At 43.3% G+C, this 23,966-nt stretch carries 23 protein-coding genes and 2 tRNA genes; 5 read left to right on the top strand and 20 right to left on the bottom strand.

Annotation, left to right across the window (positions count from 1 at the left end; all coding sequences use genetic code 11):
• Positions 1 to 45: 45 nt before the first annotated feature.
• From NSQ91_RS10075 to NSQ91_RS10055, 5 genes are all read right to left on the bottom strand, one after another.
• Positions 46 to 1,530, bottom strand: a complete 1,485-nt coding sequence (locus NSQ91_RS10075) for a glycoside hydrolase family 68 protein (protein WP_340921433.1) — start codon at positions 1,528 to 1,530, stop codon at positions 46 to 48.
• Positions 1,531 to 1,668: 138 nt separating this feature from the next.
• Entirely contained in the window at positions 1,669 to 2,946 is a 1,278-nt protein-coding gene (locus tag NSQ91_RS10070; RefSeq protein WP_340917602.1) for an ABC transporter substrate-binding protein, read from the bottom strand.
• A 29-nt stretch (positions 2,947 to 2,975) separates the two neighbouring features.
• Complete coding sequence (locus tag NSQ91_RS10065) at positions 2,976 to 4,172, bottom strand: response regulator transcription factor (protein ID WP_340917599.1); 1,197 nt, start codon at positions 4,170 to 4,172, stop codon at positions 2,976 to 2,978.
• Between the two features lie 5 nt (positions 4,173 to 4,177).
• A complete protein-coding gene (locus NSQ91_RS10060; RefSeq protein ID WP_076281011.1) occupies positions 4,178 to 5,959 on the bottom strand; it encodes a cache domain-containing sensor histidine kinase in 1,782 nt (593 codons plus the stop codon).
• A 209-nt stretch (positions 5,960 to 6,168) separates the two neighbouring features.
• On the bottom strand, positions 6,169 to 6,951 hold the full coding sequence (locus tag NSQ91_RS10055; protein ID WP_036679206.1) for a helix-turn-helix domain-containing protein: 783 nt from the start codon (positions 6,949 to 6,951) through the stop codon (positions 6,169 to 6,171).
• Between the two features lie 207 nt (positions 6,952 to 7,158).
• On the opposite strand from NSQ91_RS10055, the gene NSQ91_RS10050 reads away from it, so the two are divergent.
• Positions 7,159 to 7,524, top strand: a complete 366-nt coding sequence (locus tag NSQ91_RS10050) for a VOC family protein (protein ID WP_081386206.1) — start codon at positions 7,159 to 7,161, stop codon at positions 7,522 to 7,524.
• A gap of 100 nt (positions 7,525 to 7,624) precedes the next feature.
• Here the strand turns inward: NSQ91_RS10050 and NSQ91_RS10045 are convergent, their stop codons facing one another.
• Positions 7,625 to 8,830: an MFS transporter gene (locus NSQ91_RS10045; RefSeq protein ID WP_076304388.1), complete on the bottom strand. Its 1,206-nt coding sequence runs from the start codon at positions 8,828 to 8,830 to the stop codon at positions 7,625 to 7,627.
• 192 nt (positions 8,831 to 9,022) lie between these two features.
• On the opposite strand from NSQ91_RS10045, the gene NSQ91_RS10040 reads away from it, so the two are divergent.
• Entirely contained in the window at positions 9,023 to 9,595 is a 573-nt protein-coding gene (locus NSQ91_RS10040; RefSeq protein WP_076304387.1) for a TetR/AcrR family transcriptional regulator, read from the top strand.
• A 333-nt stretch (positions 9,596 to 9,928) separates the two neighbouring features.
• Here NSQ91_RS10040 and NSQ91_RS10035 read toward each other — a convergent pair whose 3' ends face one another.
• Positions 9,929 to 10,807, bottom strand: a complete 879-nt coding sequence (locus NSQ91_RS10035) for an SDR family NAD(P)-dependent oxidoreductase (RefSeq protein ID WP_076304386.1) — start codon at positions 10,805 to 10,807, stop codon at positions 9,929 to 9,931.
• Between the two features lie 165 nt (positions 10,808 to 10,972).
• Here NSQ91_RS10035 and NSQ91_RS10030 point away from each other — a divergent pair, with 165 nt between their 5' ends.
• On the top strand, positions 10,973 to 11,431 hold the full coding sequence (locus tag NSQ91_RS10030; protein ID WP_076184289.1) for a MarR family winged helix-turn-helix transcriptional regulator: 459 nt from the start codon (positions 10,973 to 10,975) through the stop codon (positions 11,429 to 11,431).
• A 74-nt stretch (positions 11,432 to 11,505) separates the two neighbouring features.
• Complete coding sequence (locus NSQ91_RS31995) at positions 11,506 to 11,571, top strand: putative holin-like toxin (protein ID WP_367946865.1); 66 nt, start codon at positions 11,506 to 11,508, stop codon at positions 11,569 to 11,571.
• A gap of 214 nt (positions 11,572 to 11,785) precedes the next feature.
• Here NSQ91_RS31995 and NSQ91_RS10025 read toward each other — a convergent pair.
• The 3 genes from NSQ91_RS10025 to nrdR form a co-directional block, all read right to left on the bottom strand.
• Positions 11,786 to 11,858, bottom strand: a tRNA-Lys gene (locus NSQ91_RS10025).
• A gap of 10 nt (positions 11,859 to 11,868) precedes the next feature.
• A tRNA-Ala gene (locus tag NSQ91_RS10020) sits at positions 11,869 to 11,944 on the bottom strand.
• 250 nt (positions 11,945 to 12,194) lie between these two features.
• Positions 12,195 to 12,671: a transcriptional regulator NrdR gene (gene nrdR, locus NSQ91_RS10015; protein WP_036678976.1), complete on the bottom strand. Its 477-nt coding sequence runs from the start codon at positions 12,669 to 12,671 to the stop codon at positions 12,195 to 12,197.
• 164 nt (positions 12,672 to 12,835) lie between these two features.
• On the opposite strand from nrdR, the gene NSQ91_RS10010 reads away from it, so the two are divergent.
• Positions 12,836 to 13,054: an alpha/beta-type small acid-soluble spore protein gene (locus NSQ91_RS10010; protein WP_036678974.1), complete on the top strand. Its 219-nt coding sequence runs from the start codon at positions 12,836 to 12,838 to the stop codon at positions 13,052 to 13,054.
• 84 nt (positions 13,055 to 13,138) lie between these two features.
• Here NSQ91_RS10010 and NSQ91_RS10005 read toward each other — a convergent pair whose 3' ends face one another.
• The 10 genes from NSQ91_RS10005 to NSQ91_RS09960 all read right to left on the bottom strand — a co-directional run bounded on the left by NSQ91_RS10005 (position 13,139) and on the right by NSQ91_RS09960 (position 23,817).
• On the bottom strand, positions 13,139 to 13,702 hold the full coding sequence (locus tag NSQ91_RS10005; RefSeq protein ID WP_076124928.1) for a lytic transglycosylase domain-containing protein: 564 nt from the start codon (positions 13,700 to 13,702) through the stop codon (positions 13,139 to 13,141).
• Positions 13,699 to 14,295: a dephospho-CoA kinase gene (coaE, locus tag NSQ91_RS10000; protein ID WP_076124927.1), complete on the bottom strand. Its 597-nt coding sequence runs from the start codon at positions 14,293 to 14,295 to the stop codon at positions 13,699 to 13,701. The genes NSQ91_RS10005 and coaE overlap by 4 nt, the downstream gene beginning before the upstream one ends.
• Positions 14,296 to 14,304: 9 nt before the next feature.
• Positions 14,305 to 15,051 carry a manganese efflux pump gene (locus NSQ91_RS09995; protein ID WP_076124925.1) on the bottom strand — a complete coding sequence of 249 codons (747 nt, stop codon included), beginning with the start codon at positions 15,049 to 15,051 and terminating at the stop codon, positions 14,305 to 14,307.
• Between the two features lie 131 nt (positions 15,052 to 15,182).
• Entirely contained in the window at positions 15,183 to 16,019 is an 837-nt protein-coding gene (gene mutM / locus NSQ91_RS09990; RefSeq protein ID WP_076124923.1) for a DNA-formamidopyrimidine glycosylase, read from the bottom strand.
• A gap of 52 nt (positions 16,020 to 16,071) precedes the next feature.
• On the bottom strand, positions 16,072 to 18,741 hold the full coding sequence (gene polA, locus NSQ91_RS09985) for a DNA polymerase I (protein ID WP_076191179.1): 2,670 nt from the start codon (positions 18,739 to 18,741) through the stop codon (positions 16,072 to 16,074).
• Between the two features lie 189 nt (positions 18,742 to 18,930).
• Positions 18,931 to 19,590, bottom strand: coding sequence for a phosphate signaling complex protein PhoU (gene phoU / locus NSQ91_RS09980; RefSeq protein WP_036678957.1), 660 nt, complete (start codon positions 19,588 to 19,590; stop codon positions 18,931 to 18,933).
• Between the two features lie 73 nt (positions 19,591 to 19,663).
• Positions 19,664 to 20,419: a phosphate ABC transporter ATP-binding protein PstB gene (gene pstB, locus NSQ91_RS09975; protein WP_036678954.1), complete on the bottom strand. Its 756-nt coding sequence runs from the start codon at positions 20,417 to 20,419 to the stop codon at positions 19,664 to 19,666.
• 198 nt (positions 20,420 to 20,617) lie between these two features.
• On the bottom strand, positions 20,618 to 21,346 hold the full coding sequence (locus NSQ91_RS09970; RefSeq protein ID WP_036678951.1) for a response regulator transcription factor: 729 nt from the start codon (positions 21,344 to 21,346) through the stop codon (positions 20,618 to 20,620).
• Positions 21,347 to 21,455: 109 nt separating this feature from the next.
• Positions 21,456 to 23,252, bottom strand: coding sequence for a two-component system histidine kinase PnpS (gene pnpS / locus NSQ91_RS09965; RefSeq protein WP_076124920.1), 1,797 nt, complete (start codon positions 23,250 to 23,252; stop codon positions 21,456 to 21,458).
• 178 nt (positions 23,253 to 23,430) lie between these two features.
• The gene (locus NSQ91_RS09960) at positions 23,431 to 23,817 is read right to left on the bottom strand and encodes a VOC family protein (RefSeq protein ID WP_076124919.1); all 387 of its coding nucleotides are present in this window, start codon (positions 23,815 to 23,817) and stop codon (positions 23,431 to 23,433) included.
• Positions 23,818 to 23,966 lie beyond the last annotated feature (149 nt).

Raw genomic sequence — 23,966 nt, 5'->3', positions numbered from 1 at the left:
AAGAAAAGTAAACGCCAACTACATTGGCATTTACTTTGTAAATGATTAATACGATTTGTTACCTTTAAGCGTCAATTGCCCTTGTTCCAAAATGCTGTTCGGTACAACTGAAGTCTTGGAGCCTTTAATATTCAGCACAAAGCTTGGGGCAAAAGTGGAATGATGATCCCCAAAGTAACCTCTATTCGTCATGTAACTTGTGATGACTACATTATTCCCTTTCGCTTGCGGAATCGCAAAGTGAGCATAAGTCCAGGTAATATCATAAGGATTAAGATCTTGATGGAGGACAAGTCCTGTACCATTTAATGGTTTATACGGTCCGGTTAAAGAATTAGATACGTACCCGAGCATATAGATGTCTTCATCATCAATGCCATCAATGAACATTTTAGAACCTCTTGAGCTTGTGAACAGATACCACTTGCCATTCAATTTAAATATGTTCGCACGTTCAATTTCATCTGTCACGGTGTTGGAGGCAAGTAGCGGCTTCATTTCTTTTTTGAATGTATAATCATTATTTAATTCAATGATACCGAGCGCACCATTCGCAGTTTCCGCAGATGTTTTGTCAGCACTGCTTAGTAATTTCTTTTTCTCCGCTTGGAAGAAGGCATTGCTATTACCATAATAAGCTTTGTTAAAGAGAGCTTCTTCACCCTGGTAACCCGTAGTTGTCCCTGTATTTGCTTCAAACACAAGATACTTGTGGCCTTTATCCTCCACATAGTGAGGATCTCTTAAGGTATGATTATCGTCGTAATCGCCTTTGCTAAAACCGGTGATATCAACACTTTGATAAATTTCACCTTGATTACCGTCATAGATGGATTTCATATCTTCTACGCCATCAATCTTAAGGGTATCCCCATCCGGGGCAGAGACATTAATTTGAGCTGTAGTTAAAGTTTGTTTCCCGTAAAATCCGCGATCTGGATCCCAAGGATGACGATTAGTGTAAAACAAGCGAACTTTGCCATCAGATGTCATGGTTGCTGAACCGGACCATTCTTCGGCTTGATTGTTTAAAACATAATCATCAGGAACAAGTTTGTCACTATCCTTAAACACTCTGCCGGCATTCTTCCAGCTGCTGATAGAGTTGTCTCCTTCTTTCTTATAGAACAAATAAATAAATGTGTCTGATCCATTATTAGGGTCGCCCGCCAGACCAAAAACAATTTGATACCCCTTATAACTGGCTACAGTTCCATCTGCATTTTGCAGCGGCCAAGTATCCCAAACATCCATTTCAATTTTGTTTCCATTCTCATCGAACTTAATGGCTGCAGGAATGTTCTCAATCGTTGAAGCATCAAATTTTGGGACTTGGAATTGTTTACTATTTTGTTGTTTGGGTAATTTCAACATGTCAGCGCGAGTGATATGAGAGAAACCATAGTCATTGTACTCCGGCTTGTTCGGCTTGTTATTTCCTTTCGCAAAGGTTTGAGTAGCTCCACCTAACATTAAAGCAGCTGTAAAGGTTAGGATTGTTGTTTGTTTAATCATTTTCTTGAAATTCATCATCTAACTCCTCTTATACTTTAAATTTGGGTTTCGATCTTCCTTTGTGCTGTTCCCCTTTTAAATTCTAATGAAGAGTAGACGTTATGAGTATGTCGTAAATTGATGCATTTACAGGGTTATATTGATTTGGTTTTATTACTTCACATGGGTATCCCACGATTTTTGAAGCTCTTGAAGCAATTGATCCCGATTAATTTGCTCTCCTACATAAGCTTGCATAAGATAGCCAAACTCCTCTCTTACTCTGGGAGGGAATTTAAACCAATTCCAAGATAAAGTTTTCTGTTCATCGACGTATCGCATAAGATCTTTTACAAGCGCTCCCGAACGGTCCGTCTCTATATTTTTAAAAGCTGAAATAAAATGAAAGCGATCCTTCATGAACTTTTTCCCTGTTTCCGAGGAAACCATCCAATTCAAAAACTTTTTGGCTTCCTTCTTCTTTTCTGGCGAAGATTCTTTATTAACAGCCCAATTATTAGATACCCCTACTGGCAACGCATTGTTTTCGGAACCATCATTAATAGGCATGGGTAAAAAACCGATATTCATATTCGGCGATATTTGATCAATTTTAGACTGAACCCAATTCCCTTGTTTAAGAATCGCCGTTCTCCCTGTTGCAAATAACTCAACTTCCGAATTATAATCTGTTGTCAAAAAATTTTCGTTACCATATTGTACGGTCAAATCCAGCATCCGAATGACATCTTTAACTTCCTTATTCTCTCGAAAAGATTGTGTTCCGTTGTTTAACCCTTGAATAAAAGCATCCGGGTCCTCCTGTTGTGCAATAGCAATATTCAACAGGAGGACAAAGAACCAATGATCGGAATACCCAACAGAAAAAGGAGTCACACCTATAGCCTTCAGCTTTTTCGCCGCCTCTTTTAATTCCGTAAACGTTGTTGGGAGAGGAGTAATCCCAGCCTTTGCGAATAAATCCTTATTATAAATAAAACCGTAGCCTTCAAAATTGATCGGCATCCCGTATATTTTCCCGTCCATCTTCATCGGTTCTAGCGCCTCGTCATAAGCCTGTTCCACCCAAGGTTGATCTGATAAATCCTCAAGATATCTACTCCATGCCTTCGCTTCTTCATAACCGCCATTTGGAAAAATATCCGGACCAACATTGGCCGCAAACCTCGCCTTTAGCTCATCAAGGTAGTTAGCTCCCCCGCCAAAGGTTAGAATTTCTACGTTAATATTCGGGTTTTCCTTTTCATATTCCTTAACCATCTGCTCGAATTCTATAGAGATTTCCACTTTAGGATTCAGTACCTCCAAAGTGACTGCCTTATCCGCTACCTTCAAATCCGCTTCCTTCAGTGGACGTGTATGCGCACCACATGAAGAAAGCGTTAGCGTAATCAACCCCACGATAATCATTTGAACCCTTTTTATTTTCATAATTCCCCCAGATGCATTCAACAATGAACTTATGTATTGGCTATCCTGACTTCCGCGTCTATTTCTCTTGCTCCCTGTGAATTACGATATTCAGCAGGCGTCATACCGACGTTTTTTTTGAACAGCTTAGAGAAATAAATCTCATCTTGATACCCTAGCTTTAAGGCAATCGAGTACATCTTTTCATCCGATTCTAGTAACCACTGTTTCGCTTGATTTATTCGTAAATGAATGACGTAATTAGTAAGAGTCATCCCTACTTCTTGCTTAAATCTCCGCGAGATATGTTCTCGGCTCAGAAAAAAACGGGTGGATAATTTGTCCAAACTTAGCTCTTCCATATAATGCTCATCAACAAATGCGACAATATCATTCATACGCCTAACATCATCTAAATCCGCCAAACGATGGATTGCTCTAAAATTTTGTTCAGCCATAGACCTTTGTGCAGATTGAAAAGATAACGATATCTCTGCGAGCGATTGGATGGAGGGGCCACTAACCAAACGAACAGGTATATCAAAATGCTGGGTAATCCATTCCTCTATCGGGAAAAACTGTCCATGAAGGGACAGAATCACACAGACATTAGGATCATTTTGAAGTGTAAATGCATTTCCCCACTCCCGTGTAGCCAGTTCTTCGGTCAAAAGCTGAATGTATGGCTCCGAATAATGAGATTGGTAAAAATACATCATGGTGAAGTCGTATACGTCTGCCTGTGGGAGAGCCGAGGCAATTTCGCCTGCATCAAAAGCTTCACCGTTACAAGCAGCAGTAATCTCCCTGTTTAAGCGAAACATTTTTACCTCTTCATAAAATCCGGACTCCATATTGCGACGTTCTCCCTCTTCTTTTTCCCAGGCTCTCAACGCCCCTTCTAAAGTTTCATTCAGCATTTTCTCTTCAATTGGCTTCATCAAATAATCAAAGCATCCCAGCTTAAACGCTTTACGCATAAAACAATAATCGTCAAACCCTGAAATCATAATCACTTTTCCCGGGTAGTCTTTAGCAGCCAACCACTCGATTAACTCCATCCCGCTATTTTTGGGCATTTTGACATCTGTCATTATGATCTCTGGAGATTTCTGCTCAATTAACGCCTTAGCCTCGAGACCATTTCTGGCTTCCAGCACTTCGGTAATCCCGTATTGTTCCCACCGTCCCAAAAAACGGATGATTTTTCTAACATTAGACTCATCATCTACAATAAGAGCTTTCATAAACGTTACTTCTCCTTTAGGTAGAGTGGAATTACTAGCCGTACAGTGAACCCTTGTCCCTGCATCGAATCTAGTTTGATTCCCGCTGTCTGATCGAAATGAAGAACCAAGCGATCATGAATGTTTTTTAACCCGATATGTGCAAAAGAAGGATTGCCTTCGTTAACCGATGTGTAGAGATTATTTTTTAATGCCTCAAGTTCATCATCCGTCACGCTGTTTCCGTTATTTTCTACGACTAGATTCAAATATTCACCTTGTATTTCACCATAAATATGGATGTAAGCTTGTTCATAGCCCTCGTCATAACAGTGCTTAAAAAAGTTCTCAACGAGCGGCTGCAAGATCATACTAGGAACCGGAATATCAAGAATATCTTTAGGTACATCAATGGAATAGCTAAAATCAGTCTGAAAACGTTCCGCTTGAAGATTCAAATAAGCCTGGACATAATCCACTTCGCTTTGAACCGTCGCCTTCTGATCCACACGAATCGAGTACCGCATCATTTTGGATAAAGAGGTAATCAGTTGATATACTTTTGGAGATTCAGAGAGTAGGGCAACAGCAGCAATGGATTGTAAAGAATTAAATAAAAAGTGCGGATTGATCTGCGACTTTAGCGCCCTATGCTGATTTTTCCTGTTCTCTATCTCAAGCTTATACTCCCGGTCAATGTGACGGTTGATCCGATTCATCATCTCCTTGATATGTCTTTCTAGAATACCGATTTCGTCCTCCCGCATATCGTCGAATGGGGCATTCATATTCCTCCCCTCGATACGCTGGACTTTTTGACTAAGCAGTTTTATCGGCCGTGTAAATCCATAAGAAATGATTGTTATCATTATCAAGCCCAGTCCACCTACAACCACACCTACGATGATGTTTGTATAGGCAGTTTTCCTTACATCTTCAAATAAAAAAGAGCTCGGGGTTACCTTAGCAAAATGCCACGCTTTTATCGGTTCCTGCAATGTTCTAGTAAACACAATATCTCCTTCTGGAGATTTAGTATCTGCCTGTATCGGACTTATTTTCCTTTGCAGTTCATCGGGAACGGTTTTGCCTATCCATGTTTCATCACTTGCGTAAATGACATGATTCTCCGCATCGGAAAGCCATACGCTCTCTTTATTTTTCTGTAGAAAATGATTAGCGATATGAGCAATCTTGTCCAAATCAATATCTATAGTGATGACGCCCAGAAATTCCTGTGTTAGGACATCCACAATTTTGTGATGAACCGTCAAGACCATCGTTTTATCCGAAGGAGGCATAATGGAGGTATCGTTATAGTTCTCAATCGGATGCGGAGCTTCAATAAGATCATTGCTATTAGAGCTCATCAGCTTCTGAATGGAAGCTTGCTGTAATAAATCCGGATTCCTTTTACGGGAACTTAACATGGCATTATAAACTGTAAATGAGCTTTTCCCTTCGTTTATGAATAGACGGATCTGACGAATTTCACTCCTCATGTGATAGAAGTTAGTCATACCCTTATTAATTTCAAGCTGCTTGTAATAAAAATCTTCTTCTAACCCTTCTTCAAACACCCTGAATAAGTCTGGATTTCGGTATAAAATATATGGAAGATTAATGATTTCATCAAAATATTGCTCTAGATCGGCTGACGCCTGCTGAATTTGCTCTTGGCTGTTCTCAAGTTCATGTCGTTCCACATTCTCTTTCGTCTGCCGATAGATCAACAACACGGATAAAAAATACGGTAGAATTATAAACACAAGCAGCAAGAATAATAAGCGCTTATGAATGCTTTTCAAATAAATACTCCTCTGTAAAAATTTCGGTTTTCAGCAAAAAATCTAATATCAGGTTTTATATTTTCACAAATATCCAACACAAAATCAAAATACTTGTTGCTGAGCAACAAGTATTTTTGCCGGATCAATATATGACAAACGCCAATCGTTTATTACCCAAATTATATCCATATGAAACAACAGTAAAGAAATTTCCGCAAATTAATCAGCTATTTGAAGATTGAAATAATTCCCTGCACAATGGGCTTCCAAAGATGTGGATATTCTTGCTGAATTAACTTTCTTACCTCCTCCCCCTTGATATCGTTGAAATTATTATCTTGAGTAATAAAGGTATAAGCACCTTTTACGGTATCCCCTATAGCTATATGCCCGCTTGCATATCCACCCATTGCAATATGGGAAGCGATAGAGAGACCACCCAAGGAGAACATACCTACAGCTAAACCTCCAACAGCAAATATCCCCAATGCTATTCCACCAACGGCCATTGTACCCGCCGCAATGCCCCCAACGGCTAACAAAAGCCCTAGAGCCAGACCTGCAAAACTGATGAGTCCTAAAGCAAGCGCACCTAAACATAATCCGCCCAAAGCAACAATACCAATGGATACCGCACCAATCGCAACATTACCTATGGCAATAACCCCTTTGGCAACGTATAGCCCCCGCCCGATATGGATATGAACCAGAGGAATTCCAAAGCATGTTCTCTTACTTTTGTACTCATAATGAAACAAGGAATTCAGATCTACATATACGGGGCTTGCGACATGCTCTGCTTTGGTATCGCTTGAAGCATCCTTCACCAGATGATCCAAACTTACGTGAAATAATTCACTTAAACTAATCATCTTATCCATTTCGGGATAGGATTGACCTGATTCCCACTTAGACACGGCTTGCCGCGAAACACCAATCACCTCCGCTAAGTTCTCCTGGGACATTCCTCTCTGTTTCCTATAGCTTTGCAATTTATTTGCAAAGTCCATTCGCCATCACCTCATGCTCATCATATTATAACGTTCTGTAATTGATTACCTATCTACCCTTACATACTGTCAACCACTGGTTGCACAGCTGATTTTGCGGGCTTTTATCCTCATTAAACGTTCTTGATTCCCATTCTCCCTGTTTCCGGGCAAGACGATAGCGTATAATATACGAAATAGAATATTCATCAGAGGAGACTATAAAACATGAAATTGAGTATGAATTGGATTACGCTTCGGGTCCGCGATCTGGAGGCTTCCCTTCATTTTTATAACCGGATACTGGGGCTACCCATTGAGCGTAGATTTGAGAGCAGTGGAAAACAGATCGTCATGTTAGGTCTGGAAGGGCAACCCAAGATCGAGCTTATTCAGGGAAGTGACCCGGCTTTGAAGCCGGAATGTGGCGTTTCTGTGGGTTTCGAAGTGGAGTCAATTGATGAAGCGATGGAGAGTTTAAAAAGCCAAGGTATCCCAGTAGCGCGCGGACCAATCGCACCCAATCCCCACCTGCGGTTCTTTTATATCCTGGACCCGGACGGGTTTGAGGTGCAGTTAGCGGAGCATAACTAACGTTTATCAAGCGTTATTACCTCAAAAAGAAATAGACCGCCCTAACCAAAGGTAGCGGTCTATTCTGCCGTAAACCCAACCCCACACTTAAAGCAAGGCTTTATTCAACAGCTTTAGTTGATCTTTTTTCAGTGAAAAAGTAAACCAAAGCCAATAGCGGCAGGATCACTCCGATGAGTGAGGCGAAGGTCCATCCCCCATAGGCATAAGCCCAACCACCCAAAGATGATCCAACGGCTCCACCCACGAAGAAAATCGCCATAAAGATCCCATTAAGACGTCCCCTCGCTTCACTTCCCAATGAATAAATCACACGCTGTCCGAGTACAAGATTTCCGGATACGGCCATATCCAATGTAATCGCGGAAATAAAGAGCAGAACGAGAGCAAAAGTTGAGTTGCTATGGAAAAGATGAATTAGTAAAAAAGACAAGGTGGCAATGATCATGGCCAGCCCGGTTAACCATTTACTCCAACCTTTATCTGCCAGTCTTCCAGCAATCGGCGCGGCTACAGCCCCACCAACACCTACTAAAGCAAACCATGCGATCCCTTGCTGCGACATTCCAAAATCATCCGCCAACCGCAACGGAACCACCGTCCAAAAGAGACTAAAAGCTCCAAATAAACAAGCTTGATATAAGGCACGTCGGCGCAATATAGGCGTTTGTTTTAAAAGGGTGCCTAAAGAGACAATTAATTTACCATAGCTTACCGAAGGTGCAGGTTTACGTTGAGGAAGAAATCGCGACAGAAGAATGGCTAACAACGTGATAACGACCGCTGAAAAAATAAACACGGCTTGCCATCCCCAGATGCTGGTGATAAAGCTTGCCACGGGCCGGGCAAACATAATACCAAGTAAAAGTCCACTCATAACATTACCAACCACACGCCCACGCTGCTCTTCAGACGCTAAATAGGTGGCATAAGGCACCAGGATTTGAGCTACCACAGAACCGGTTCCTATAAACAAAGATGCTGTCAGGAACAAAGCCGCATTAGCTGCGAAGGCTGCAACCAGCAATGCACCGACTGCAACCATTAACGTGATTATCGTGAGACGCCGATTCTCAACAATGTCACTCAGCGGCACGATAAATAACAAACCTACAACATAACCGATTTGAGTTAAAGTGACGATCAAGCCTGCGGCTGTAGAAGAAAGTCCTGTCGAGACACTGATAGGTCCGACAAGGGTTTGAGCATAATAAAGATTGGCCACGATAAGCCCGCATGCCGCTGCTAACATAAACATCATCCAACTTGAAATGTGGTTCTCTTTCGCCGCTTGTTCTTTTTGCATATGAATCCTCCTCAGATGGTCATAATAATTTAAATACTATACGTTCAGTTCACTAATTCATGTTTAAATAATATACTGAACGTATCGTTTTGTAAATAGGCGATGGTCATTTATTTTCCCAGATTTTTTTAGTATACTGAACGTATAGTTTATATTTTGATTGGAGACAGATTAACGAAAGGGTGATTTCAGATGGAGATTAAACGAGGACGTCCGCGTAATGTTGAGACGGAGAAGTCTATTCTTTCCGCTTCCTATGATTTGTTATTGGAAAATGGTTTTGGAGCAGTTACGGTGGAAAAAATAGCGGATCGTGCCAAGGTCAGCAAAGCTACGATATATAAATGGTGGCCTAACAAGGCTGCCGTGGTGATGGATGGATTCCTATCCTCCGCTGCGGACAGACTGCCCGTACCTGACACAGGTTCAGTATTCGATGATATTCTCATGCATGCAACGAACTTATCCCGGTTCCTGATTAGTCGAGAGGGTAAAATCATTACGGAGATCATTGGCGAAGGACAGATGGATTCAGGCTTGGCGGAAGCTTATCGGACCCGATATTTCCAGCCTCGCCGGCTTGAGGCACGGCTGCTTATGGAACGAGGTGTTCAGCGCGGGGAATTGAAGGATAATCTCGATATTGAAGTTGTTACCGATCTTATTTACGGGCCGATATTCTACCGCTTGCTGGTGACCGGCCAACCGATAGACGATGCTTATGTGCAGCAGTTGGTGAGGTACGCTTTTGAAGGAATACGGTAACTAACGGGAACGGTAAAATAGACCGCCCTCTCTCACAAGGGATCGGTCTATTTCTGATCGTAGTACTATAAAATGTCGGACTGGCGGAAGGTTGAGATACAACGGACCGAGGTGCTCTTATTTTCTCATTATGGGGCATTTTCCCAAGCTATCGGACTCCTACGCACTTATTTAGTCTTTTCAAAACAAAATACTGCTACTGGAGAGGAAATAAGTGCGCTACGGTCCGATCACTCGACTAATTTCACTAAATAAAGAAAATAAGAGCTATACAGTCCGCAGGATCATGAATGGGTGATTCGAACGGACATGAGGTTAGTTTCACTAATTAAATCAGTTTCCAAAGAAACCTTTCTGCTGCAAAATGTCTCGCGTATCGTTCCATAATTTATTTTCCATTACCCTATCTCCTCCCGGTTGGACGGGTACAATGGGATTGCCTGTCCCAACGTTAAAATATCCCCCACTGCTCTCTTGATACTTAGGATCGCTCATTAAACGAATAATGATCTCCGCTCCTTTACGAGGATCGCCAATACGAAAGAAATTCAATAAGTGCTTAAGCATCGAAGAAAACCAAAGTTCACGCCCGAGACCTGTAACGTTAAAACCCGGATTCAATGCATGAACACTGATTCCCGTTCCCGCCCAGCGGCGTGCAAGCTCACTGGTAAACATAATATTTAACAGTTTGGTTTTCCCATAAATCTCAGAAGATCCTCTGGAAGTAAAAGAAGCTGTATTGAGCAAATCTTCTGGCAACTTTAGCACTCCATGACGGCGTGAAGCTTCTGAAGCAACATTTATGATTTTTGCACTTCCTGCTGCTCTCAAAGAACGTTCTAAGGTATGTGTCAATAACCATGGTGCAAAATAGTTCACAGCCATCATTTCTGAGAATCCATCGGCAGTTATCCGCTGTTCAAACCCATGAAGCCCTGCGTTATTTATTAACACGTCTATCTTCGGAAAAACATTAGATATTTCTTGTCCTAACCTAGTGACATCCCTCATTGAGGATAGGTCTCCGTAAAAAAAACTAATTTCGGCTGCTGGTACGCTCTCCTTTATCATTTTTCCAGTTGCTTCCGAACGCGTTTTACTCCTTGCAGTCAGAACAAGATGGGCACCTCGCTTAGCCATTTCAAGTGCAACGAGTTGTCCCAAACCGCTTGTAGCTCCAGTAATTACAATAATCGGCTTTGTCATCATCTACATTCTCCTTTATATCAGGAATTCATCAGGGGCAATTTCATTTTGACAGCGTATTGTCCAAATCATATAATTGATATATATCAACTATATGTTGATGATTGACATATGTCAACTAAATAGATGTATGACAACTTTAAAATACAAGGTTAGGTGGTCAAAACAATGAATGCCGAACGTAAAGACACGTTGAGAGGGCAATTAGAACTGAAGCTAGGTGGACAAATTAGTGCCCTCATTAGTGCTTCGCATGCCCTAAATGTCAGAACTGCTGCCGCTTTCGATTCATCTATACAGCCTGCTGCTTTCCATATAGTCCGTTGGCTGTACTCTTATGGACCAACAAGCGCCTCTGTGTTGGCAGAATCAACGGCTATGGATCGTAGTTCAGTCAGCCGTCTCATCAAGCAACTCGAGAATTTGGGTTATGTTAGAAGAGAAGACTCTCCTAATGATCGTCGAGCGATCCTTCTTACTCTCACTGATCTTGGACGACAAAAAACCTTTGACGCGTTACAGGATAAGGAGTTCATATTTTATGAGCGCATAGCCCAATGGGATAATCAACAGCTTGAAACCTTTATCCAAATGCTTCAGGAGTTTAATGGATTTAATGATAATTAATAAATGGGAACAAAAAAAGAAACAGCATCTTGCTGTTTCTTTAGATATGGATTGTCTGTAATTGAAGTCAGCAATTGTCACTGATGTTCATGTTCGGCATGTTCATTATTGCACTGCTCAACTACCTCAAAAAGAAATAGACCGCCCTCTCGCAAAGGAATGCGGTCTATTTCCTGACTAAACTTCCGAAGCCGCCGCCCTTAAAAGCGGCTATTGCACTGGGAGTCGTGTTTCCGCACGACTCTCTTTGCATTGTACGTTTTATCTACCCAAACTATACCACGATCAAAACCAAATAAAAAGTCACTCTTCCCCAAACAGCAAAAAAACGGCATTTCTGCCGTTTCTTTAGGATGGACTCTCAGGGGCTCGAACCCTGGACAAATAGATTAAGAGTCTACTGCTCTACCAACTGAGCTAAGAGTCCATATGATGTTTGGTGGAGCCAAGGGGGATCGAACCCCTGACCTCATCGCTGCCAGCGATGCGCTCTCCCAGCTGAGCTATGGCCCCAAACTGAAATTTCAGATGTATGTAATCACACATTTTTTAATTTTAGTTTGGTCGTAATTGAGTTGTTCCGATAAACTCAAGCGTCGTAGGCGACTTCTATATAATATAAAAAATCGCCCTCTATGTCAACACTTTTTTTAAAATTCATTTTTCCACTCAAATTCCCCGCTCAAAACTCAGAGGAAACAAACCAGTACAAGCACTCCTAACAGACCCTAGGATTGGCTGTACGCCCTAACTGGACAAAACCCTATAATCCCTCTAATTCTCCCGTACTCTTGGATAGCAGCCCCTTGAGTTCCTTCATGAACATATTAATATCCTTGAACTGGCGATATACGGACGCAAAACGAACGTAAGCCACTTCATCTACTGGGTAGAGCTGCTCCATCACGAATTCACCAATCTGTTGGCTTTCCACTTCCGCAACGGCGATGCCGCGCAGAGATTTCTCAACCTCGGACACGATCTTTTCTAGACGTTCCACAGAAACCGGCCGTTTCTCACAAGCACGGATGAGACCGCGGAGTATTTTATCACGACTGAATTCCTCACGGCTGCCGTCTTTTTTAATTACAATCAGTGGCGTTTCTTCAATCATTTCAAAAGTAGTGAAACGTTTGCTGCAACGCTCACATTCACGCCTACGACGGATTGACTTATTTTCATTCGCTGGTCGCGAGTCCAGCACTTTAGTATTTGTGTGATCACAGTAAGGGCATTTCATAAGCTTCATCACTTCCTATTACATAATGGTATGGGTCCCGGCACGTTATAAATCCGGCTTTTGAACGGCTTTTTTATTATTTCCAGAAATCACCGTTTTTTTCTTGTAATGATAATGGCAAGTCCGGCACATAATACAGTTACCAACAGAGGAGGTGAACAGCAATGAGCCAAAGCAACAACTCCAATAACCTTGTAGCTCCAAATTCCCGCGGTGCCTTGGAACAACTTAAATACGAAGTTGCCCAAGAACTAGGAATCACGCTTTCCCCAGATGGTTACCAAGGCAATAAAACTTCTTATGAAAATGGTTCGATCGGTGGTTACATCACTAAACGTCTTGTAACCCTGGCAGAACAACAACTGGCAGGTCAATACAAATAACCTGACCAACATAAGCTTTTTGAAGAAGTATTAAACGACCTACAGGTCGTTTAATACTTCTTTTTATACATAACACGGTAGAAATTAAAATTCTTTGTAAATGTCCGTGTACTGATCATAGTAATAATTAACGCGCTGTACATAATGCCTGGTTTCACCAATGGGAATATCTTTAATGGTTGCATCTGTCCCATCCCAGACCCCTTCGTCCAACCAGCGTTGAACTTTTCCGGGCCCAGCATTATAGGCTGCGATAATTGCTGTACGTTTGCCTTCGAACTGACGGGATAAAGTTGAAAGATACCATGTACCCAGTTCAATATTAGCCGAAGGCTCATGCTTGAGTTCTTCCATAGATACGTTTGGAAGCTTGGCCTTTTCCAGCGCCCACTTCGCGGTATCCGGCATAAGCTGCATCAGCCCTAGTGCGCCTTTTTTGGATTCTCGTCCAGTTTTGAAGTTCGTTTCTACACGAATAATCGCGGTTACAAGAAACGGGTCTATCTCATAAGTGATGCTGTGCTTGCGAATCTCATCTTTAAAATGGATGGGATAAAACCACGACATCCAGTTAGTACTCAGAAACAATATTGCCGTAAAACCCACAAATAGCAGAAGCAGTACTCTTTTTTTACGTAGCCATTTCATGATAAACCCAGCCTGTCCCAAAAAACAGCAACCTGTTGCTCAGTGTACGCAAGATCGCCACTGTTGTCGATGATGTAGTCCGCTTTATTACGTTTCTGTTCAATATCCATCTGTGCATTCAATCGCGCTTCTGCTTCTTCTAAAGAGAGCCTATTACGTTCCATTAATCGAGCAATTTGCATATCACGGGGAACGTACACTACTACAATCTCATGGAACAGGGTCTCAAGCCCTGATTCAAAAAGAAGCGGAATATCCACAATAATAAGCCGCTTCGGCTCTTCCTGCTCCATGCTGTACATACGGTCTTTGATTTCCTGCCGGATGGCAGGATGCGTCAAATTGTTCAAGGTTTGCAGGGCCACAGGATCTTGAAAGACGATTTCACCTAATTTGGCCCTATTCAGTGTTCCATCCGTAAAAAGGATCTCTTTTCCGAATTGCTTAGCAGCAGCAGCCAACACTTCATGCCCGGGAAGCATAACTTCTCTGGCGATCACATCGGCATCAACCAGCCTCGCTCCCTTGTTCACAAGCAGTGCAGACACTGTGCTTTTTCCGGATGCGATTCCTCCGGTTAAGCCTATAATCATGTACTCACCTCATAATAGCTTCAGTATTCCCATTGCAATTAATAATAACGCTGGTAATGCGGCAGCATGCTTCATCCAGTAGTTCCCGGCAAATCTAAGTCCAGTCTTCATACCCAGCAATAGAAATGTACCACTAAACAAAGCTATTGTAAGTGATGTCCATATCGGATTGAAGCCAAGCAGCGCTGCGCCAAGTCCAGCCCCAAAAGCATCCAGAGAGAGCGCAATCCCCAGTATCATCGCTTCCATCGAAGAGATGCTTCCTGAGGCATCCATATCCGCAGAAGACGGGGTACGCAAGATCTGTACTACGATCCCCAAACGGCGAAGCTCAAGTGAAAAAACAGCTGATTTCAACGGTTCATCATTCATAACAGGTTCTGTACCCGCTTCAGAATCAGCAGCTACCTCTGCCCAAGCCTGCTCGGAAAATGAGCCCTTATCTACCGTTTCAGCTTTACGTCCGCCATCTGCATCTTTCTCTTTTTGCATCAGCATCTGAACAAGCGACCAGCACCCCATTAGCACAAGTATAACTGCACCAACTATAGAAGCTGCATTCGGAGACACTACCTTGGCAAGCAAAACCCCAACCTGCATCGATACACAGATAACTACCCCCGAACAGAGCGAGATAATCAGAACGGAGAGCAGTGGTATTTTCATTTTACGCAGCCCATATGTAATTCCTACACCAAAACCATCCAAACTCAAGGCAAACGCTAGCAATAGCAGTGAAAATAATGGGCTGAGCACCCGCAATCCCTCCTGTGAAGAACCGGAAAACTGAAATTTTATCGTTTCAGCTTCCGTTCTCTATTAAGCATTCTTCACACAGTATATGGGCGGGACAAGTAGTGGGTGCCAACCTTATTATTTCAACAAATTCAGTGAACAGTCGGACGCTGGCAATTTGGACAATAATGCGTGCCACGACCGCCTACAACCGTCTTCTCAATCATCGTTCCGCAGTTACTACACGGCTGATCCTTACGACCGTAAATCAATAGCTGCTGCTGATACGTACCGCTCTCACCTTGGCCATTAACATATGACTTAACAGATGAACCTCCGGCGTTAACCGCTTCGGCCAGCGTGCTTACAATAGCATGATGCAGCTTGTCCAATTGATTGTCCGTGAGCGCTTTGGCGCTGTCTTCAGGATGGATACCCGCACGGTGCAACGACTCATCTACATAAATATTGCCGATGCCGACGATATATTCCTGATTAAGCAGCAGCGATTTAATTTTGGTGCTTTTACCGGACACGATCTGCTTAAACCTCTCCGGTGTAAAAGAAGGCTCCAGCGGCTCCTGCCCCAGCTTATTTAAAGGCGGCAGCTGAAGATCTTCTCCCATCTGAAAAAGATGCATTGTCCCGAATTGGCGAACATCCGTGTAACGCAGCTCAGTTCCATCCGTAAAATGAAAAATCACATGTGTATGCTTGTCCAGTGGGTCATCATTTGAAAAAAGTCCGTAACGGCCTTCCATCCGTAAATGTGACACAAGCACCAGACCATCCAGCACAATACGCAAAAACTTTCCTCTTCGTTCAACTTTTACAATGCTATGACCTGCCAGCAGGTGGGCAAAAGCCTGAATATCATCCGGACGCTGAATAATCCGCGCCAACCGGACGGTTACATTCTCTATCTGCTTTCCATTAACTAACTCATTAAGTGTTCTCTTGACTGTCTCTACTTCCGGTAATTCCGGCATGATGTCTTCACCTCAACTACATTATAGCTGATATGCACACCTTAAAGGGAGTCTATTTCGCCTCGTACCAGTTACTTCCAAAGCTGACCTCTGCCTTAAGCGGCACAGATAACTTTAGGGCTCCACCCATTACTTCCGGCAAAAGCGTCTTCATAAGCTCCATTTCATCCTCTGGCACCTCGAATACAAGCTCATCGTGTACTTGAAGCAGCATACGGCTCTTAAGCCCACGATCAAATAACGCCTTGTCCATATGCACCATCGCCAGCTTGATTATATCCGCTGCTGTTCCCTGTATAGGTGTATTCATTGCTGTCCGCTCCGCAAAAGAGCGCAGATTAAAGTTCTTCGCATTAATCTCCGGCAGATAACGGCGACGTTCGAGCAATGTGGTCACATAACCATACTTTCGTGCCTCCACTACAATATCGTCCATATAGCGGCGCACACCCTGATAAACCTCAAAATACTGTTCAATAAATTGCGCGGCTTCCTTACGCGGAATATTCAGATTCTGCGAGAGACCGTAATCACTGATCCCGTAGACGATCCCAAAGTTAACGGCTTTTGCGGCACGGCGCATATTACTGTCCACCTGTTCTGCGGTCACACCGAACACATCCATCGCTGTCTTCGTGTGAATATCCATATCATGCAGAAAGGCTTCCTTCATCCGCTCATCACCGGAAATATGTGCCAGCACACGCAGTTCGATCTGCGAATAGTCGGCTGCTAAGATGGACCAGCCCGGTTCGGACGGAACGAATACCTTGCGGATTTTGCGTCCTTCCTCTAGACGAATCGGGATATTTTGCAAGTTCGGGAATTGGCTGCTAAGCCGTCCTGTAGCGGCAATTGTCTGCCGATAGAATGTATGCACCTTCCCTGTGTTCGGGGAAATTTCTTTAAGCAGCCCCTCTACGTAGGTAGATTGCAGCTTTGCAATTGTGCGATATTGCAGAATCAAACGCACCACATCGTGGTATGGCGCCAGTTTCTCAAGCACTTCGGCATCCGTGGAATAACCCGTCTTCGTCTTCTTGACGACAGGCAGACCTAGCTTTACAAACAAGATTTCACCCAGCTGCTTTGGTGAGTTCAAATTAAACTCAGTGCCACAAATCTCGTATATTTCACTGACCAATTTGGAAATTTGCGCCTCGAATTCTTTTCCAAGCTCTTTAAGATCACCAGCATTGACTGCAATCCCCTGTTTCTCCATATCCGCCAAAATCCGTGACAAAGGCATTTCCAGATCCTCGAATAGCCCTGTCATTGCGGTCTCCACCAGCTCCTGCTGTTGCTTCTGTGCGATTCCAAGAACCGTTGCACTCTTTCGTGCAACGTGATTTCCTAAAACTTCAAGCTCAGGGATTTTGTATTTGGCACCTTTACCAAATACCTCTTCATCAGGAGAGAGCCGCGGCAAGCCGTATTTAGCAGTGAGATCATTTAGATTCTGATTAGCCTCCGTAGGATCAAGCAAATAAGCCGCCAGCTGCACATCATGGGCTGCACCTGCAAAAGCAATTCCCTGCCAGTGTAGAGCCAAATCAGCGCGGTGAAGATCATATCCACTTTTCGGAGCCTTTTCATCTCCTAGCCAATCACGCAGCTTCGCAGCGGCCGGTTTATGCAGTAATTCAAACGGCACATAGTAATGCCGCTCCAGAGAGGACAATCCTATTCCGATTACCTCGGCACGATGCGGATTATCTCCATACGATTCCACATGCAACGCCGAAATATCAGCCAGGGCTTCACTGAGCTCCTTAAGTTCTTCTTCACTTACGATCGTAATATCAAGTGCCGCAGCTTCTACTTCAGCTGCACTCTCCTCACCCTCGGCAACAGGAGCATAAGCACTAAGCGACAAACGTTCCAACAATGATTTAAATTCCAGCTTGGCAAGCGCTGGTCCGGCTGTATCCGCTGAAATTCCATTGAAGACCATGTCTTCCCACGAATGCTCAAGCGGTACTTCACGATAGATGGTCGCTAATTTTTTACTCATCACCGCATCTTCCGCATGGGTTTCCAGTTTCTCTTTCATTTTACCCTTTAGCTCACCGGTTCCAGCTAAGACACCTTCCACTGATCCAAATTGATGCAGCAGCTTCAAAGCTGTCTTCTCACCTACGCCGGGTACTCCCGGGATGTTATCACTTGCATCGCCCATCAGCCCTTTAAGATCAATGATCTGCTCAGGGGTTAGGTCATATTTCTCCCGGATTTGTTCCGGCCCATAAAGCTCAACTTCGGTGACCCCTTTGCGGATTAAAGCAACGGTCGTATGTTCAGAGGCCAGCTGCAACATATCCTTGTCTCCCGACACGATCATAACCTGCCGTCCCGCTTCATCCGCCTGGCGTGAAATGGTGCCAATAATATCATCAGCCTCATAATTGCCAATTTCAAACTGCGGTACACCTAAATTAGTCAGCAATTCCTTCAACAAAGGGAACTGCTCGGAGAGTTCCGGCGGTGTTTTTTGCCGGCCGCCCTTATAATCTTGATAACCTTCATGCCGAAAAGTAACTTTCCCTGCATCGAAAGCGACAATCATATGTGTCGGTTTATGTTCTTCGATTAAACGAAGCAGCATCGTTGTAAATCCGTACACCGCATTTGTCTGTTGCCCTGCTGTATTCGTCAGCGGGGGCATCGCAAAAAAAGCACGGTAAATAATATTGTTTCCATCTATAAGTATCAACTTGTCCATAGTGCACCTCGCCTTTTTCATGCTTACTCCTTACATCTTACCATATGCCCTGTACAAGTAGAAACGGCTTTACCAACCTAAACAGTGGGATAAGCTGATATGTTAAGGATATACAACAAGTAGCCGCCCTTTTAAAAGGGCGGCTACTTAGTTTAACTAAAGATATAACAAAAGCTGTGTAAGTGCAAATTACTGATTCAAGTCCGGACGGCTGCCTGTGACCAGATAAACAACACTCTCACCAATGTTAGTCGCATGATCGGCAATCCGTTCAATATAACGGCCTACCAGCGTTAATAACATAGCTTGGGATACAGAATCCGGTTTTGCCACCATATAACTATATAGCTCATTGATCATCGAACCATATAATTGATCGACCTGATCATCATCTTGTGCCATTCTATAAGCCAGATCCGTGTTCTCATCCAGATAAGACTGGATAGCCTCATCAATCATGGTCGTCACAATTTCCGCCATACGTGGAATGTCTACAAGCGGCTTGATCAGCTGCTGTCCATGGATGCGCATAGTTGCTTTCGCAACATCAATAGCCAAGTCACCCATACGTTCCAAATCGCTAGATATTTTGAAAGCAACGATAATGCGGCGCAAATCTTTTGCTACAGGCTGCTGTGTAATAATTAGCCGTGAGCCAATTTCCATGATTTTATCTTCCATGGCATTCAGCTGCAAATCTGCTTTAATGATTTCCTGAGCGCGCACAGTATCAAGATTCTGTAAAGCAACAATTGCTCCACCAAGAGCATCTATTACATGTTCACCCATCTGCTGCAGCAGACTGCGCAGCTCTTCCAAATCTTTATCAAATTCTTTTCTGCGAATCATAGTAAGAGCGATCCTCCTCATTAATGTATGGTCAGCTTGCCATTTCCAAGGACGAGCGCCCTTGTAGCCCGTATCAGCCGAAACGTCCAGAAATATAATCTTCGGTGCGGGAATCCTTAGGAGTAGAGAACAACACCTCTGTATCCGCCGCCTCTACAATTACACCATTCAAGAAAAACACGGTTCGACCAGATACACGTGCCGCCTGATGCATGTTATGAGTAACCATAACGATTGTATACTTACTTCTTAATTCCTGTACAAGCTCCTCTATCTTGAGCGTAGACACAGGATCAAGTGCAGACGTTGCCTCATCCATGAGCAGAATATCCGGCTGCACTGCCAAAGCTCGGGCGATACACAGCCGTTGCTGCTGTCCGCCGGACAAGCTAAGGGCAGATTTTTTCAGAAAATCTTTAACTTCCTCCCACAGCGCGGAATGACGCAGACTTTGCTCTACAATCTCATCCAGTTCGCTCTTTGAACGAATGCCGTGCAGGCGAGGACCATAAGCTACATTGTCGTAAATCGACTTTGGAAAAGGATTGGGCTGTTGGAATACCATGCCCACCTGCTTACGCAGGCTTTCTACCTCTACCTCGTCACTATAAATATTTTTGCCGCCGATGTTTACAGTTCCTTCAATACGTGTACCAGGAATCATATCATTCATACGATTCAGCGTGCGCAACAGAGTGGATTTTCCGCAACCGGAAGGTCCAATAAAAGCAGTAACCTGTTTCTCCGGAATTTGCAGATTCACATTCTTCAGTGCGTGAAATGACTCATAGTAGAGATCAAGTTTCTCTATGTCAATGATGGATTTCATTAGTATTTACGTCTCCTTCTCATCATCTTCGTTCTCCATAATAAGCTTTTAATGTAAATACAGTTGGAGAGAAATGTTAACGCAATGTAAAATTGGTGAAGATGAATTAGTCCACGTGATAGTATTCCCTACAATTCGGCGTGTAATCTCACCTGAATCTTGTTTATGAACGGGATAAAGAAGAAAACTCCAGTCATGCTAAATGACCGGAGCTCTCTTTTTGTTAACAACTAATTTATAACCTACACCTCGAATGGAATCGATATGGACGGATTCTGGATCTAGCTCAAGCTTTTTACGAAGTGAACTTACGTGCACATCAACGGTGCGCTGTCCACCAATATAATCAAAGCCCCATACAGCGTTCATAAGATCATCTCTTGTCAGCACTACCCCCGGTTTACGAGCCAAATATAACAATACCTCGAACTCTTTAGGTCGCAGGTTAATGCTATGTCCACCTAGGGAAACTTCATACCGCTCAGGATAGATTTCTAGTTGTCCCAGAATGATCGTAGAAGCAGATATAGGTGTCTCTTGTGGAGCCTCCTCAGCAAGACCGGAAATCCGCCGCAATACAGCGCTCACTCTTGCAAGCAATTCGGATACCCCAAAAGGTTTGGTTATATAATCATCAGCACCGGATTTCAGCCCTCTAACCACATCTTCTTCAGCATTTTTAGCAGTTAATACGATAATAGGTGTGCGGATACCTTGTCCACGCAATTTATCAAGGATGTCAATGCCATTCATTCCTGGCAGCATCAGATCCAATACGATCAAGTCAAAAGGTTCCCTCGTCGCACGATCATATCCTGCCGTTCCATGATCCTCTACCGTCACCTCGTAACCTTCCTGCGTTAAGTTATAGGACAGCAGCCGGGCTAGTGTCGGTTCGTCTTCAATGACAAGCAATCGTTGAGCCATAGGTTCCCCCGTCTTCCATATAGTTTGATTTTTACAAAACAGCAACAAAACCATCATATCACCGTAATGTTAACTTAGTGTAAAATTGAAAAAGTGAATTTACAAAAATCTAATCGGTCTTTTCTTCCTGCAGCAAAGGCAATTCAATCACAAAGGAACTGCCGATTCCCAAATCACTTTCAACTGAAATCACTCCATGGTGCATATCTACCAAATGCTTCACAATAGACAGCCCCAATCCCGTTCCGCCGGAGCTTCTGGATCTTGCCTTATCCACCCGGTAAAAACGTTCAAAAATACGCGGCAGATCTTTTTTAGGAATCCCCATACCTGTATCGCTAACAGTAAATTGAACATTTTCGGAGCCGTCTGGTTTCAGTAGACTCTTAACGTAGACCTTTACGTTTCCGCCTTCATGTGTGTAATTAATCGCATTAGAGAACAGATTCATAAAGATTTGACGCAGCTTATCTTCATCCGCCTCAATGAATAGCTCCTCAGGAACCTCTACATTAAGACTAATGTTTTTCTTCTCAGCGACTTTACTGATGGTTCCCAGCACGGAATCAAAGAATTCAATGATATGAACCGGTGAGCAATCGAGCTGCACCCGTTTAGATTCGATTTTAGATAATTCCAGAATATCTCCAATCAAGCGATTTAAACGCTCGTTCTCATCATAAATAATTTGCAGGAAGGATCTCGCCGTCTTCTCATCTTTAACTCCGCCACCCAGCAAGGTCTCGGCAAACCCTTTGACCGCTGCAACCGGAGTCTTGAGTTCATGCGATACATTAGCTACAAATTCACTACGCATCCGCTCCAAACGGCGAATTTCCGTAACCTCTTGCAATAGGAAAAGCATACCTCTGTACGTACCATCCTGGATCATCGGAACCGCGTCCATCCGTACAATTCGCTCTCTTGGGTTATAAATACTTCGTTCTTCATGAATCGGCTCCCGGCTTAACACCCCTTCTTCAAGCAGACGGGTTAGCTCATAATGCCGTTTTAACTCTTTGTACGAATGACCCGCCATTTCACCGTTACTGACATCAAGCATTCGCTCTGAAGCTCGATTAAGCAGCGCAATCTCTTCTTCCGCATTGATCATTATGATGCCGCCCGTCATATTATCCAGCACGCTTTGCAGCAGATCCTCATTATCACGAATCGTCTTAAGCTGGTCTTGAAGACTGTCTGCCATCGCATTAATCGCTGTAGCCAGCTGTCCAACTTCATCTTTACGCTTCAAATGAACTCTGGCATCATAATCCAGATCGGTAATCCGCCGGGCGACTCTTGTGATTTGCTCCAGCGGGGAAGTCATGCTTGAAGCTACTTTATAGCTCACAATAGTTGCTGACAAGAACAAGATAATTAGACCTGCAGCCATGATCATCCAAGCATGCTTAAGACCTTGCGTTACAGCATCAAGTCCCATTGAGACCCGAATATAGCCGTCAAATCCCTGATCAGAAGTTACCTTTCCAGCCACATATAACATCTCATGCTTTAGAGTTTCGCTGTAACGGATTGCCCGTCCAGTTCCCTCTTTCGCAGCCCCTATCTCTTCTTCACGATTGGAGTGGTTGTCCATTTCCAAGGGGTTTTTCTCAGAATCGCCAATTACTTTACCCGACTTTGTAATAAACGTTATCCGAGAATCTAAAAGTTTAGAAATATGCTCCGCCTGTTCAGTGTAATACGGGATCGCATTTGAAGAATTCATATCTACAAATTCCAGTGTTCCTGAGAGCAAACTTATTTCCCGGGACATATTCTCTTCCAGAGCAGTTATATGGGAGCTCTTAAACAGATGAGCCATCGTAAATCCAGTACCAATCATGGAAATACCGATTAAGGCCATAAGTATAAACGTAAGACGAGCGCGAAACGGTTTCATCTGAAATTTGCCTCTCCCTTTATCATTGTATCTTTTATCCTAACTTCATTTTCTTCAAAATACCAGTACGACTATGACCGTGACATAAGCCCCCCAGAGTAGATTATATAAAAATAACAGCCCGAGTTGATTAACTCTGGACTGTTACTTTGTATTACTTTTGTAAAAACACATGAGTTTATTCTGTACGGGTGGCAAGAAACCACTGATTACCCTGACGGTCTCTAACCCCTGCTCCTCTTTCTCCATAGGATTTATCCAGTGGTTCTTCAATAATAGAAGCCCCGGCATCCAGGCACTTGCGGTAGGTCTCATCAACATTTCTTACATAAAGATGAATGGCAAGCTGTACCGGTGAATACTTTTCATTCGCTTCGGAAATCTCAATGATGGAATCACCGATTCTGACCTCGGCATGCCTAATCCTTCCCTCATCATTTCGCAGCATATCAATAATTTTGGCATCAAAGCAGTGCACAACAAAATCTATCAATTGGTCTGCATCTTCCGCAATAAAATACGGCGTAACGTTAAGAAACCCATTTCTAATATAATGTGGTGCCATTCGTTGTCCTCCTTTAGACAGGTAAAAACGCCTTCGGCGTTCCTTAAGGATCATTTATAGTCTGGACATATAAATCCTTATAATTTGATTAAAACCCATGGAAAAGCCATACAGAGAATCTGCCCTCCTCATGACTTATCCACCGGTTG

Source organism: Paenibacillus sp. FSL R7-0048, from assembly GCF_038004505.1.
In the GTDB taxonomy this organism is placed as follows: Bacteria; Bacillota; Bacilli; order Paenibacillales; family Paenibacillaceae; genus Paenibacillus_AQ; species Paenibacillus_AQ odorifer.
Note: the sequence above shows the minus strand (reverse complement) of the source record. Positions and strands in the feature narration are given on the sequence as shown.

Coding starts and splice junctions, on each gene's coding strand:
- NSQ91_RS10075 (WP_340921433.1), bottom strand. CDS start 1,530: ATGAATTTCAAGAAAATGATTAAACAAACAACAATCCTAACCTTTACA.
- NSQ91_RS10070 (WP_340917602.1), bottom strand. CDS start 2,946: ATGAAAATAAAAAGGGTTCAAATGATTATCGTGGGGTTGATTACGCTA.
- NSQ91_RS10065 (WP_340917599.1), bottom strand. CDS start 4,172: ATGAAAGCTCTTATTGTAGATGATGAGTCTAATGTTAGAAAAATCATC.
- NSQ91_RS10055 (WP_036679206.1), bottom strand. CDS start 6,951: ATGGACTTTGCAAATAAATTGCAAAGCTATAGGAAACAGAGAGGAATG.
- NSQ91_RS10050 (WP_081386206.1), top strand. CDS start 7,159: ATGAAATTGAGTATGAATTGGATTACGCTTCGGGTCCGCGATCTGGAG.
- NSQ91_RS10045 (WP_076304388.1), bottom strand. CDS start 8,830: ATGCAAAAAGAACAAGCGGCGAAAGAGAACCACATTTCAAGTTGGATG.
- NSQ91_RS10040 (WP_076304387.1), top strand. CDS start 9,023: ATGGAGATTAAACGAGGACGTCCGCGTAATGTTGAGACGGAGAAGTCT.
- NSQ91_RS10035 (WP_076304386.1), bottom strand. CDS start 10,807: ATGATGACAAAGCCGATTATTGTAATTACTGGAGCTACAAGCGGTTTG.
- NSQ91_RS10030 (WP_076184289.1), top strand. CDS start 10,973: ATGAATGCCGAACGTAAAGACACGTTGAGAGGGCAATTAGAACTGAAG.
- nrdR (WP_036678976.1), bottom strand. CDS start 12,671: ATGAAATGCCCTTACTGTGATCACACAAATACTAAAGTGCTGGACTCG.
- NSQ91_RS10010 (WP_036678974.1), top strand. CDS start 12,836: ATGAGCCAAAGCAACAACTCCAATAACCTTGTAGCTCCAAATTCCCGC.
- NSQ91_RS10005 (WP_076124928.1), bottom strand. CDS start 13,702: ATGAAATGGCTACGTAAAAAAAGAGTACTGCTTCTGCTATTTGTGGGT.
- coaE (WP_076124927.1), bottom strand. CDS start 14,295: ATGATTATAGGCTTAACCGGAGGAATCGCATCCGGAAAAAGCACAGTG.
- mutM (WP_076124923.1), bottom strand. CDS start 16,019: ATGCCGGAATTACCGGAAGTAGAGACAGTCAAGAGAACACTTAATGAG.
- polA (WP_076191179.1), bottom strand. CDS start 18,741: ATGGACAAGTTGATACTTATAGATGGAAACAATATTATTTACCGTGCT.
- phoU (WP_036678957.1), bottom strand. CDS start 19,590: ATGATTCGCAGAAAAGAATTTGATAAAGATTTGGAAGAGCTGCGCAGT.
- pstB (WP_036678954.1), bottom strand. CDS start 20,419: ATGAAATCCATCATTGACATAGAGAAACTTGATCTCTACTATGAGTCA.
- NSQ91_RS09970 (WP_036678951.1), bottom strand. CDS start 21,346: ATGGCTCAACGATTGCTTGTCATTGAAGACGAACCGACACTAGCCCGG.
- pnpS (WP_076124920.1), bottom strand. CDS start 23,252: ATGAAACCGTTTCGCGCTCGTCTTACGTTTATACTTATGGCCTTAATC.
- NSQ91_RS09960 (WP_076124919.1), bottom strand. CDS start 23,817: ATGGCACCACATTATATTAGAAATGGGTTTCTTAACGTTACGCCGTAT.